Annotated in this window: 11 protein-coding genes; 1 reads left to right on the top strand and 10 read right to left on the bottom strand. The window is 44.5% G+C overall.

What is annotated here, in order from left to right; translation table 11 throughout:
* Window positions 1–4 precede the first annotated feature (4 nt).
* Window positions 5–220 carry a hypothetical protein gene (locus ACFOJ8_RS03840; RefSeq protein ID WP_380659882.1) on the top strand — a complete coding sequence of 72 codons (216 nt, stop codon included), beginning with the start codon at window positions 5–7 and terminating at the stop codon, window positions 218–220.
* On the opposite strand, the gene thrS is transcribed toward ACFOJ8_RS03840, so the two are convergent.
* The 10 genes from thrS to mdh form a co-directional block, all read right to left on the bottom strand.
* On the bottom strand, window positions 154–2,082 hold the full coding sequence (thrS, locus tag ACFOJ8_RS03835) for a threonine--tRNA ligase (protein WP_380653534.1): 1,929 nt from the start codon (window positions 2,080–2,082) through the stop codon (window positions 154–156). The genes ACFOJ8_RS03840 and thrS overlap by 67 nt on opposite strands.
* Before the next feature lie 312 nt (window positions 2,083–2,394).
* On the bottom strand, window positions 2,395–3,324 hold the full coding sequence (gene dnaI / locus ACFOJ8_RS03830; RefSeq protein WP_380653531.1) for a primosomal protein DnaI: 930 nt from the start codon (window positions 3,322–3,324) through the stop codon (window positions 2,395–2,397).
* A 5-nt stretch (window positions 3,325–3,329) separates the two neighbouring features.
* Window positions 3,330–4,679 carry a replication initiation and membrane attachment family protein gene (locus ACFOJ8_RS03825; protein WP_380653528.1) on the bottom strand — a complete coding sequence of 450 codons (1,350 nt, stop codon included), beginning with the start codon at window positions 4,677–4,679 and terminating at the stop codon, window positions 3,330–3,332.
* Complete coding sequence (gene nrdR, locus ACFOJ8_RS03820) at window positions 4,666–5,139, bottom strand: transcriptional regulator NrdR (RefSeq protein WP_380653526.1); 474 nt, start codon at window positions 5,137–5,139, stop codon at window positions 4,666–4,668. The genes ACFOJ8_RS03825 and nrdR overlap by 14 nt, the downstream gene beginning before the upstream one ends.
* 91 nt (window positions 5,140–5,230) lie before the next feature.
* Window positions 5,231–6,238, bottom strand: a complete 1,008-nt coding sequence (locus ACFOJ8_RS03815; protein ID WP_380653523.1) for a glyceraldehyde-3-phosphate dehydrogenase — start codon at window positions 6,236–6,238, stop codon at window positions 5,231–5,233.
* An 81-nt stretch (window positions 6,239–6,319) separates the two neighbouring features.
* On the bottom strand, window positions 6,320–6,910 hold the full coding sequence (coaE, locus tag ACFOJ8_RS03810) for a dephospho-CoA kinase (protein WP_380653520.1): 591 nt from the start codon (window positions 6,908–6,910) through the stop codon (window positions 6,320–6,322).
* Between the two features lie 4 nt (window positions 6,911–6,914).
* Window positions 6,915–7,784, bottom strand: coding sequence for a bifunctional DNA-formamidopyrimidine glycosylase/DNA-(apurinic or apyrimidinic site) lyase (gene mutM, locus ACFOJ8_RS03805; protein ID WP_380653517.1), 870 nt, complete (start codon window positions 7,782–7,784; stop codon window positions 6,915–6,917).
* A gap of 8 nt (window positions 7,785–7,792) precedes the next feature.
* Window positions 7,793–10,393, bottom strand: a complete 2,601-nt coding sequence (gene polA / locus ACFOJ8_RS03800) for a DNA polymerase I (protein WP_380653514.1) — start codon at window positions 10,391–10,393, stop codon at window positions 7,793–7,795.
* A gap of 125 nt (window positions 10,394–10,518) precedes the next feature.
* Window positions 10,519–12,096: an AbgT family transporter gene (locus tag ACFOJ8_RS03795; protein WP_380653512.1), complete on the bottom strand. Its 1,578-nt coding sequence runs from the start codon at window positions 12,094–12,096 to the stop codon at window positions 10,519–10,521.
* A gap of 100 nt (window positions 12,097–12,196) precedes the next feature.
* On the bottom strand, window positions 12,197–13,129 hold the full coding sequence (gene mdh, locus ACFOJ8_RS03790) for a malate dehydrogenase (RefSeq protein ID WP_380653509.1): 933 nt from the start codon (window positions 13,127–13,129) through the stop codon (window positions 12,197–12,199).
* Window positions 13,130–13,153: the final 24 nt, after the last annotated feature.

The following is a 13,153-nucleotide window of genomic DNA, read 5'->3' as shown; positions in this document are numbered from 1 at the left end:
ATGCATGGAACAGAATGTTCTGATCCATGTCATTCTTACTGTACTAACCCGGTCGCTACCGTTGGTGCTTGCGGGTGAGAAGCGGGAGCTTCTTCTTGTCCGTTCTTATCAACTCTTAATATACTACACGCTCAAAGCGCAGATGTCAAGCAGCTATTTCTTCAATCTGATCTCATCAACAATCTGCCAGATGAATTCCTCACGGTCAAAAGTATTCTGATCTTTCTCGCCGTACTTTCTGACATTGACTTGAGATTCTTCGATTTCCCTGTCGCCGATGACGACTTGGTAAGGGACTTTTCGCATCTGTGCTTCCCGGATCTTATAACCCATTTTTTCATTCCTATCGTCGATATTCACACGGATACCATGACTTTTCATCTCGTCCTTTAGTGCTCTAGCATAATCATAATGCAAGTCCAGATTGACCGGTATGATTTCTACTTGCTGTGGTGCAAGCCATAACGGGAAGGCCCCTTTATATTCTTCTGTAAGGAATGCTACAAAACGTTCCATTGTTGATACGACACCACGATGAATGACAACCGGACGATGAAGTTCGCCGTCGCTACCCGTATATGTCAGATCGAATCTTTCGGGAAGAAGGAAGTCAAGTTGCACTGTAGATAATGTCTCTTCTTTTCCAAGTGCCGTCTGCACCTGGACATCGAGCTTCGGACCGTAGAATGCCGCCTCGCCTTCAGCTTCAATATAATCAAGGGCCATTTCATCGACCGCTTCCTTCAGCATGGACTCCGCTTTGTTCCACATTTCATCGTCATTAAAGTATTTTTCAGTATCTGCAGGATCACGATAGCTCAGGCGGAACGAATAGTTTTCGAAACCGAAGTCCGCATATACATCGATGATCAACTGGACAACCCGTTTGAACTCTTCTTTAATCTGGTCCGGTCTGACGAATACGTGCGCATCATTCAATGTCATACCACGGACACGCTGAAGGCCACTGACTGCCCCACTCGCTTCGTAGCGGTGCATCGTGCCAAGTTCTGCAATACGGATTGGCAATTCACGATAGGAATGCTTACTGGATTTATAAATCATCATATGGTGCGGACAGTTCATCGGACGGAGGACAAGTTCCTCACCATTCATATCCATTGTCGGAAACATATCATCTTGATAATGTTCCCAGTGGCCACTTGTCTTGTAGAGGTCGACATTCGCCATGACTGGTGTATAGACATGGTCATAGCCAAGCGCGATCTCTTTGTCGACGATATAACGCTCGATTTCACGTCTGATTGTGGCACCGTTCGGCAACCACAGCGGCAGACCCGCACCGATTAGTTGGTTGTTCTGGAACAGCGCCATATCCTTGCCGATCTTTCTATGGTCACGCTCTTTTCTTTCTTCAAGTAGGTTCAAATATGACTTCAGCTCTTTCTTATCGAAGAAAGCTGTACCATATATACGTTGCAGCATTTTATTGTCGCTGTCACCGCGCCAGTATGCCCCTGCTGTCGATAGCAGTTTGAACGTCTTTATCTTCGAAGTGGATGGCACATGGACACCGCGGCAGAGATCGGTGAATTCTCCTTGTGAATAGACTGTCACTGTTTCATCTTCAGGAATCGCTTCAATCAATTCAAGTTTATATGGATCATCATTGAAGAGCGCTTTTGCTTCATCACGCGAGAGCACTTTGCGTTCTACTTCGATGTTCTCCTCGACGATTTGCTTCATTTCTTTCTCTATCTTCTCAAAATCATCCGATGAGATTTTCTCATCCATATCGAAGTCATAGTAGAACCCTTCCTCAATGACCGGTCCGACCCCGAAATTGACATCGCCATAGAGACGTTTAAGTGCTTGCGCCATAAGATGTGCTGTAGAGTGGCGCAGTACTTCTAGCCCCTCATCGTCCTTATTTGTGACGAGCGCAATTTCTGAATCTGATTCAATCGGTCTTCTGAGATCGTACATCTCCCCGTCAACCTTAGCCGCAAGCGCCGCCTTCTTCAGTCCAGGACTGATGGACTGAGCAATCTCTTCTGCAGTTACTCCAGACTCAAAACCTTTAACATTTCCATCTGGAAATGTAATCTTTACTTCACTCATATTCTTCACCCTTCCATACGTATTGGTCATATTTCAAAAAAATCGTCCCTCTATAAAATATAGAGGGACGATTTTCACCGTGGTACCACCCTGATTCGCATGACAAATGCCTGCCTTCAGTCGGAAATAACGGTCCGTGCCGGCTGGGGATTAGCCAGCATATATCAAGGGAGTCACTCAGACGGTTCATTATGCATGTTTCAGCAGTTCATGCACTCTCTTTGAATGAACACAGAAGAAGTGGTGTCCTTGGAATTCATTTAATGAAATTATACATAAGATTATACTCAACCAACTTTCATTTATCAAGCATCAGTTGCCGCGGTAGTTGTTTCCTTCAAGCTGCACTTCCTCACAGAGTGCCCTCAGGCGTTCCATCATCCGACGTGCTTTCGTCTCCTCTACACCATTTTCTTTAGTACGTGCGTAACGATACTCAAGGTCTGCCATTGAGTAGTTGGAACTAACAAATGTTGGCAGTCCTTCGACCATGCGGTAATGCAGGATGCCAGTCATGACCTCATCACGCACCCAAGGTGTGACATCCTCTGCACCAAGATCATCAAGCATGAGGACCTGGGCATTTTTTATTGTATTGAACTTGCTGTCCGTTGTACCATCCTTAAATCCGGCCTTCAGATCCCTTATGATCTCCGGGACGTAGACGATGATTGAAGACACCGACTGCTCTTTGAGTTCGTTGGCAATGCATCCGAGTAGATAGGATTTACCAATGCCGAAACTACCGTGAATATAGAGCCCTTTCGTATCGCTGCCTTCAATAATCTTCTTACTGGCTGCAATAGACTTCATGATGATCTGTTGACGATTCGAATCAGGATCAAGAAATACTGTTTCGAATGTTGCATCTTTGACATCTTTCGGTACGTGGTAGGATTCGATCATTTTCTCCTTCTCACGGAAAGCATCATTTTTCTTCTTGTTCGGGCAAGGCGTATGGATAATATGAATCCTCCCCCCTCTGACGTCTATCGATGGCACATACCCTTGAGGATGATTAATGCATTGTCCGAGCGACGGGCAGTTTTCACATGCAAGGGATTGCTCGGTGTAACGTTTCAACTGCAACAAGTCGTTTTTAATCATAGAACGCGTGATTTCAAACTCACTGTTTTCAATCAGTTCAACAATTCTTGGATGACGAATCAAAGATTCGTATAGCTTGTCGTTGTTGTCCTGTATTTTTTTATTGTTTTTTAAAAATTGGTTTATAGGTTCCATCTAAATCACCTGGATTTTCTAAAGTCATCTATCATTTTTTGAAGTTCCGGATCGTCTTTCGCCGTCTTCTGCACACCGTTATTTTCAGGCACAGTACTTTTTTCTACATTTTCACTTGGTGCCGCCTGCTTCGAACCATCCATCCAGGATGGCCTACGTTCACCTTGGCGCTCCCGGCCACTGCGCTTTGTGTTGCGTTGCTTTCTGAACTCCATGATCGACTGGTATGCTTCCTTAGCTGAGCGAATACCCTTCTCTTCCCAGTCCCGCGCAATCTTCATTGTATATGGGTAGTTCAAATTGCCTTCCTTCTGCTGGTATACATATTCAAGCAACAAATTGATGACACCGTTCGGCAAGCTAGTCTTGGCAATGATGTCCGTCACGAGCTTCAGATCATTATCGCTCGGCTGATGCTTCCGAATATCGTTCAGACGATCCAGTGGACTGATCAGTTCAAGACGCTCCATGTATGATTCCGTGGAATTTTCCGTCTTTTGTTGCTCGGGCTGGGCACTTGGTTCCGTTACAGGAGATTTAAACTCCGGTAGTTTGCCCTTGTGCTCTTTTTGATAATATTTCCTAGCTTCATATCTCAATTGCTCCTTATCAATACCCGCATACTGCGTCGTCGCGGATAGAAGAATCTGCTTCATATCATAAGCATTGAGATCGAAGAGTACGCTCAGCTTCACAATGAGCATCCGGACTTCTTTGGTGAAGAACGCACGATCAATCTTCGTCCCTTTTAGATGGGTGAAAAGTACGTCGAAATCGAAATCATCCAAATCGACATTCGGACCTGTCGATATGTTATCTTTCCGCAGGGAATCCTCTGGGATACTGAAGCCTGAACCGTCACCTGCTTGGAATACTTCCGTGAATTTGCGTGTAACTTCCGTGAAGTTTGCAGGTTTAGAAGGATAGCATAGACGCTCCTTCTTCGCTTTATAAGCATTCGATCCGATGTGGTTATAGAGGTACAAGCTCAGCATCGGGTCCTTGAAGAAGGATTCCGGAGTGAGCGGCTGTAACAGTTCATATATGAAAAGATCATCATGCGCTTCATCAGATACAAAAGATCTGACAAGGCCAATGCCTTCCAGTTTCTCCAGCACTTTTGAAAAGCTTGATAATGAAGTATTTAGTGCATCCATTATCTCCTTATGGAATCTTATCTCGAGTGCCTCATGGTAAGCTGAGGATTCCTGGAGGTATATATATACCATTGCTGCATCCTGATGAATCAGAGGCAGGTACAGCTCGTTTAGTATGCTGAGATGGGATTTTTCAAATGCAGCAGGGTTATAGACTATGAATTCTGTGTTCGGTTTCAGCCGTTCATTGAAGTTCATCGTCATCCCTGCCTTTAGTGAGATGATTCAACGTATCCATCAGTTGATCGATGTCCTTGAATTCCTTATATACAGAAGCGAACCTGACGTAGGCCACTTGGTCTAGTGTAATCAATTCTTTCATTACGTACTCACCGATTTCATTGCTTGTGATTTCCGGCTTATTTAAATTTCTGAGCGCCGATTCTATGCGGGCAGTCGTCTTCTCCAGTGCTTCATATGGTATCGGGCGCTTCTCGCACGCTCTCAATAATCCATCCATGAGCTTCTCTCGGTTGAAGACTTCCCTGTTGCCATCCTTTTTGACCACGACAAGCGGAGAGAGTTCCATGCGTTCAAAAGTGGTAAACCTAAAACCGCAGTTCTCACATTCCCTTCTTCTGCGTATGGCTGACACCTCATCGGTATGTCTGGAATCGACGACCCTGGAACTCGTCTGATGGCAGTTTGGACATTTCATATGACCACCTCACTTCTCAAGGATTAGTATACCATTATAATATATTAAGAATAAAAAAAGAAGAAACATCAGTTTCTTCTTTTTAAAACTATTATAGCTCCTGTACAATTTTCTCAGCAAGTTCCACAACCCGTGTCGAGTATCCCCATTCGTTATCATACCAAGCGAGCACTTTTACCTTATTGTCATCCATAACCATAGTCAGTGAAGCATCGACGATAGAGCTTCTGCTGTCGGTATTGAAATCACTTGATACGAGTGGTGCCTCGTTGACACCGAGAATACCTGAAAGTTCGCCCTCTGCCTGATCTTCAAATGCCTTGTTCAATGTATCTTTTGTCACCGGTGTATCGAGATCAACGACAAGGTCGACCAGTGACACATTTGATACCGGCACACGCAGTGCTAGACCATGCAGTTTGCCTTTTAATTGCGGGAGCACGACACCCAGTGCCTTAGCAGCTCCGGTAGATGTCGGAATAATGTTATCCCCACATGAACGTGCCCTACGCAAATCTTTATGCGGATTGTCGATATTTTTCTGGTCATTTGTATATGCATGCACTGTTGTCATGAGACCATTTTTAATACCGAACGCATCATCCAGTACTTTTACGACGGGTGCCAGACAGTTGGTCGTGCAAGAAGCATTCGAAAACACATCATATGTTCCGAGATCGAGCGCCTCGTCATTTACACCCAGTACAATCGTCTGGACATCGCCTCCCTTGGATGGTGCAGTCAGAAGAACTTTCTTTGCACCGGCATTAACATGGGCACTGGCTTTATCGCCATGGTTGAATGCACCGGTGGCTTCTATGACTAGATCAATGCCGAGGGACTCCCACGGCAGATTCTCAGGATTCCTTTCATTTGTAAGCAGTATCTCTCTGCCACCAATCGAGAGACTTTCATCTTTCACCTCGACATGCTTACCCCATACCCCGTGCGTTGTATCATAGTTGAGAAGGTGTGCAATTGTTTCTGCAGGATAGCTTGCATTCACTGCAACAAGTTCGATGTCTTCTGAAGCAGCGGCAATGCGGAAAACCATCCTGCCGATTCTTCCAAGACCATTAATAGCTACTTTTTTCATCACCATTACCCCTTTGTGTTATACTTTTCATTAATTAGTATAACACAATAGAGGTTGTTTTGAAGAATAGTTCTGTATAAAATGTCACTTTTCGATGCTAGATATAAATTCATCTATCTGCTCGAAAAGGTCCGCTTTCGATCCACTGTTATCAAGTACTTTCGTGCTTTTCTCTTTTTTCTCTGAGAGCGGCATCTGACTGTTGATTCGGGCCAGTGCTTCCGACCGGTCGAAGTTGTTGCGTGCCATTAACCGTTCGATTTGTGTTTCCTGGTCGACATATACGGTCAATGTTATGTCACATTGACGATCCAATCCGTTTTCGAATAACAGCGGGATATCAAGAAAGACGTGACTTTCCGATAAAGCAGCCTCTTTGTCACTGTCCATCAGTTTCCGAACTTCAGGATGAACCAGTTTGTTTAATACTTCTCGTTCCTTAGTATCATTAAAAATGACAGCGCCAAGCTTTCTTCGGTCAATCTCACCGTCTTCTTGGAGGATGTCATTACCGAAGTGCTCGATAATACCGGGGTACGCTGGTCCATCTTTAGCCGTCGACTTTTTTGCGTAGATATCGGCATCGAGTACTGGATAGCCTTTTTGTTTTATATAGTCCGAGGCGGTGGATTTGCCGCTAGCAATACCGCCTGTCAGTCCGATCACCTGGTTCATTATTTCACCTCTGACATGTTGTACAGTAGAATGTATTTCTTGTCGCAATTATCTTCGTCCTGACCGGTCCACCACATGTCCTGCAGTGCTTCTTCTGGTAGATGTTGAAGCGGTCTTGCATACTTCCCTTCTCACCAGATACACCTCTATAGTCAGAAATTGTCGACCCCCCGCTTTTAATAGAGAGGTTAAAAACGTCAGTAATAGCTTCGTGCAGTGCTATCAGCCTAGTAACAGAGACATTACCGGCTTTCCGTGTTGGCAATATGCCCGAAGTATACAGTGCTTCTGAGGCATATATATTGCCGACCCCTGGTATGACAGAACTGTCCATTATTACAGCTTTGATCGCTTTGTTCAAGTTGCCCGGTGCTTTTACTCGCTCTAAAAATTCAGGCAGACTACCCGAATCTGTATATTCAACAGCCATACGGGTGAATGGCGGGAATGTACTTAATCTATCCACTGTCGCCATTTCCCCAAACCGCCTGATGTCACAATAGATCAGTGCGCGTCCATCCTCGAGTCTGAAGACAACCTGCCAATGCTTGCGATAGTTGATGTCTGTGATAGCATCGATAGAATCTCTTACAAAATAAGCTCCGGACATTCCGAGGTGAGATATCATATGGAACAGACCATCCGATTTTTCCATTATGAAATACAAATATTTACCGCGTCTACCAATCTTTTTGATTGTCGCATCATGGACCTTCGAACTAAAACCTTCAAGATCTTCCTTGATGATTGTTCTGCGCCCCGTTTGGTGCCCTTTAATCACATAATCGGAAAACGCCACGGCTTCGATTCTAGCGCCTTCCACTTCTCTGGTCAAAGCACGCCTGACCAATTCTACTTCCGGTAATTCCGGCATATTTCCACCTACTTTACTTCATACCAATCACTGCCGTATCCATAGTCCACTTTGAGTGGCACCGAGAGCGCAATTGCATTTTCCATAATATCTTGGATGACTGGAATGAATGCTTCTACTTCTTCCTTCGGAATATCAAAGATCAGCTCATCGTGGATTTGCAGCAGCAATTGAGCATTAAATTTCTGTGCTTCTTCTGATTGTTCATATTTTACCATTGCGAGTTTTATTATGTCCGCTGCACTTCCCTGGATTGGTGAATTCATTGCTGTCCGTTCAGCAAAGCTCTTTGCATTGAAATTACGGCTTTGAATATCCGGAATGTATCTCCTACGGTTGAGCAGCGTTTTTACATAGCCATCGCGTCTGGCATCCTGGATGATGGACTTCATGAACATCTTGACCTCTGGGAATGAGTCGAGGTAATTATCGATGAAGGTCTTTGCTTCTTTTCGAGTAATACCGAGGTTCTGGCTCAGCCCATAATCACTGATGCCATAGACGATTCCAAAGTTGACTGCCTTTGCATTTCGCCTCATATCGCTGGTGACATCTTCACGTTCGACACCGAAGACTTCCATAGCGGTCTTAGTATGGATATCGGTGTCGCTTGTAAATGCACTCGTCATGGTTTCGTCACCAGTGATATGCGCAAGTACTCTGAGCTCAATCTGAGAATAGTCGAGCGCCAGTAGCACATGGGAATCATCTTTTGGCACAAAGGCTTTTCTAATCTTGCGACCTTCGTCAATGCGTATCGGTATATTTTGCAGATTCGGTTCAACCGATGAAAGACGCCCGGTCTGTGCCAGTGTCTGATTGAAACGTGTGTGGATTCTAGAGTCTTCCTTAATTTCACCTTGCAGCCCGATGACGTAGGTCGACTGCAGTTTTGAGAGCGATCGATAATCGAGAAGATAGCTGACGATTTCATGCTTACTCTGGAGCTCTTCTAGTACATCGACTGCAGTGGAGTAACCTGTCTTGGTCTTCTTCACAACAGGCAGTCCGAGCTTCTCGAATAAAATCACGCCGAGTTGCTTTGGAGAATTGATGTTGAACTCCTCCCCTGCAAGCGTATATATTTTTTCTTCAATCTCGTCAAGGCGTCCCTTTATCTCACCTTCCATATCTTTAAGTCGCGTTGCATCAACTGTAATGCCGCGATACTCCATACCGGAGAGCACTTTTGCGAGTGGGATCTCTAAGTCTTTCCAAAGATCATACATGCCGTCCTTTTCGAGCGATTCCGCCATCAGAGGGCCCACATAGTGGACTGCCATGACTTTATCACTTAAAAACTTGTCATGTTCCTCACCGGTAGGTTGCTTAGCATTTCGACCTTTGCCGTAGTGGAAGTCATCACTATCGATGTTGATATTAAATTGTCCGACGGTCTCTGCTACATCGATGATCTTCTTCGATGGATCCAACAGGAAACTACCAAGCATGATATCCGTGTCGAAAGCTTCAAAATGAATATCGAGATGTTTGAGAAGGCCCATTTGACGTTTGATGTCGTAGACATTGATAGTGTCTCTTGATTTCAAGAACTGCTCAAGCGCCTTATGATCTACATCTTCCACTTCGCTGATAAAAGTGTTTTCTCCATCAGTAATGACAATCTCTTTTGGACCATGGATCAGATAATTGTCTGCACGGACTTCCAAGTGTAGGGAAACTGCTGAACCGAGCGCGTCCAGAGTGTCGACACGATTGGAAGTAAATTCTTTCTTATCTTCAGCCTCAGAAGCTTCCATGTTCTTAAGCAGTGATTCGAATTCCAATTCTTTGAAAATTGCATACTTCTCTTCTTGATTTTCATTAGTAAAGGCGAGAGTGTCCATATCGAATTCGAGCGGAACTTCGCGATAGATGGTTGCGAGCGATTTACTCATTAAGGCATCCTCTTTGTGTTCCGTCAAATTCTCTTTCAGTTTCTTTCCTTTGATACTCTCTAGATTTTCAAGCACTGCTTCGACCGATCCATGTTCGCTGAGTAGTTTAAGCGCCGTTTTTTCTCCTACACCCGGGACACCCGGGATATTATCCGACTTGTCCCCCATAAGTCCTTTCAGATCAATAATTTGTTCTGGTTTTAGACCATAGGTCTCATCGACGAATGCCGGTGTGTATCGGTCTATATCGGAGATGCCTTTTTTTGTATAGTAAATGACCGTATTGTCACTTGCCAATTGTGTCAAATCCTTATCACCGGTAATAATGATGGTCTGGAATCCTTCTTGATCCGCTTTTTTGCTCAGTGTACCAATGATATCATCCGCTTCATACTCCTCCACTTCGTAGCGTTTGATACCATATGCATCAATCAGCCTTCGTATCGGTGCGAACTGTTCTCCGAGTTCAGGTGGCGTCTTCTGTCTGCCCCCTTTATATTCTTCGTACTGTTTGTGTCTGAAAGTTGATTTGCCTGCATCGAAAGCGACGAGGAAGTGCGTGGGTGCTTCTTCCTCAATCAATTTCTCAAGTAGTCTGGCATAACCGAATATTGCGTTCGTGTGGAGTCCGCTCTGGTTGCTCAGGAGCGGCAGCCCATAAAATGCGCGAAACGCCATACTGTTGCCGTCTATCAGTATCAGTTTGTTCATTTCCTTATCTCCTCTCTATCGAAATGATCCGACCGTCTGTTGCCAGTCTCTTCATAATCAGATTATACATTTCCACACCAGTTTAATCCATAAATAAAGGCACAGCGAATGCTGTGCCTTTAACATCAACCTGTATATTCAATTGGTGCGTTCGGTCCGAGCGGAATGCCAAACAGCATCCAGACAATCAGCATGATCATCCAAGCGATGAAGAAGAAGATAGAGTATGGTAGCATGACGGAAATCAACGTACCAATTCCAATTTTTCTATCATACTGCTGGGCGAACGCAATAATAATCGCAAAGTAAGTCATAAGCGGTGTAATGATATTGGTCGAAGAATCCGCAACACGATATGCCATGGTTGTCAGTTCAGGAGAATAGCCGAGTTGCATTAATATTGGGACGAAGATCGGTGCCATCATTGCCCATTTGGCACTTGCACTTCCGATGAAAAGATTGACCACAGCTGTAACGAACATGAAACCAATAATCAGTGGAATACCCGTCAGATTCAACGTTTCAAGTAGTTCAGCACCGTACACGCCGATAACTAGTCCAATATTGGACTCGGCGAAATATGCAACAAATTGTCCGGCAGTAAACGCCAAAACAATGAACATTCCCATTGCCGCCATCGTTTTCGTCATCTGATCCGCAACGTCTTTGTCGTTTCTGATCGATTTTGTTATCAACCCATAGACAAGTCCTGGGATGAAGAATAGGATCGCTATAATCGGTACTAGACCATCACTCATGAATGGTGACTGGATAATCGAATCCATGTAATTCCCTATTGCATCATCACCGCGCATTGGCGAGTTCGGTAGAATTACTAGAAGCGAAGCCAGTAGAGAGCCTACAATAACTGAAACGATCGCCCAGATGAGACCTTTCTTTTCAACCGGTTCCAATGGATTCATTTCATCAGTGTTATTTATAGCTTCCTCGTCTGCGTTTTTCGAATCAAAACTGCCAAGCCTCGGCTCTACAATCTTGTCCGATACAAACCAACCGACAAGTGTCAGCAAGAAGACACTAACGAAAATGAAGTAGTAGTTCATCGCAACAGTTATTCCTTCAGCGTATTGTGGATCGAGTACTGAAGCTGCAGCAATTGAAAGTTCTGAAAGTAGGGCATCTGTTCCGCTTAGCAGCAGGTTGGCTGAAAAGCCGGCTGAGACACCAGCGAATGCAGCTGCAAGACCCGCAAGCGGATGTCTACCGAGTGCCAGATAAAGTACAGCACCAAGTGGCGGTAGTACAACATATCCCGCGTCGGACGCAAGTGAAGACATGATACCTGCAAACACCAGTCCTGCAGTAATTAATTGCTTAGGAATCGCTAGAACAAATCCGCGTAGTGCTGCACTAATGAGGCCTGAACGTTCGGCAACCCCAATCCCAAGCATTGTTACAAGAACGACACCAAGCGGTGCAAAATTAATGAAGTTATCTGTCATGCTGGAGAATATGTAGCTTATCCCCTCACCATTCAGTAGATTATTAACAGAAACCGTACCTTGATCTTCTGCCGGGTGTTCAACAGTAACCTGAAGCATCGACAATATAGCAGAAGCAACCAGTGTCAGTGCTGCAAGTAATGCAAAAAGTGTTACTGGATGCGGTAGTTTATTACCAAGCCATTCGACAAAATTAAGGAATTTTTGAAAGATACCATTTTTCTTTCTACCATTTTCCATTCCCAAAATTTCCTCCCATTTATAGATTTTAGAAAATTCAAAAAGGCCGCCCTAAAGGCAGCCTTTTCAGTATAATATCCGTACTTAAATTTTACAAATACTATTTCAACACATCCATCACATTACTCACAGAATCTCTGGACTTATCCAATTGGGATTTTTCTTCATCAGATAATTCAAGCTCGATGATTTTCTCAATCCCATCCGCGCCGAGCACTGTCGGTACACCAAGATAGAGGTTGTCATAACCATACTCGCCCTCAAGATATGCAATTGCGGGAAGTACGCGTTTTTGATCAAACAGAATTGCTTCAGCCATCTCAACAAGTGCCGCAGCAGGCGCATAGTAGGCCGAACCGTTTCCAAGCAGATTGACAATTTCAGCGCCACCTTTTCTGGTGCGCTCGATTATGGCATCAATCCGTTCCTGATCTAGAAGGCTCGTCAATGGCACCCCACCTACACTTGAATAGCGGATGAGTGGCACCATGTCATCACCATGTCCACCGAGTACGAATCCTTGAACATCTTTCGCGGAAAGATTCAATTCTTTAGCAACAAAAGTTCTAAACCTTGCCGTATCGAGAACACCGGATTGGCCAATGACCCGGTTTTTAGGGAATCCGGACTCTTTGAACACTGTATAAGTCATTGCGTCCACCGGGTTGGTCAAGACGATGATTGAGCAGTCCGGTGAATATTTAACGATTTCACGCGTAACCGCAGACATCACTTTTTGGTTGGTTTTTACCAAATCATCACGACTCATGCCCGGCTTTCTGGCAATCCCTGCTGTGATGATTACAATATCTGAGTCTTTAGTGTCTTCGTAACTACTTGTTCCAGTTATATCAACATCTGTACCGAGAACTGGTGTAGCCTCCATCATATCAAGCGCCTTGCCTTTGGTTGGATCTTCAGACTGAGGAATATCTACAAGTACAATGTCACCTAAAGCTTTAGAAGCTGCAATAAATGCTGTTGTTGCTCCAGTAAAGCCGGCACCGATAACGGAAATCTTTTTTCTATTCATGCTATCCACCCTTCCTAATCAGCA

The organism is Salinicoccus sesuvii (genome assembly GCF_042648145.1).
Classification (GTDB): domain Bacteria; phylum Bacillota; class Bacilli; order Staphylococcales; family Salinicoccaceae; genus Salinicoccus; species Salinicoccus sesuvii.
This window is presented reverse-complemented; position numbering and strand designations above follow the sequence as displayed.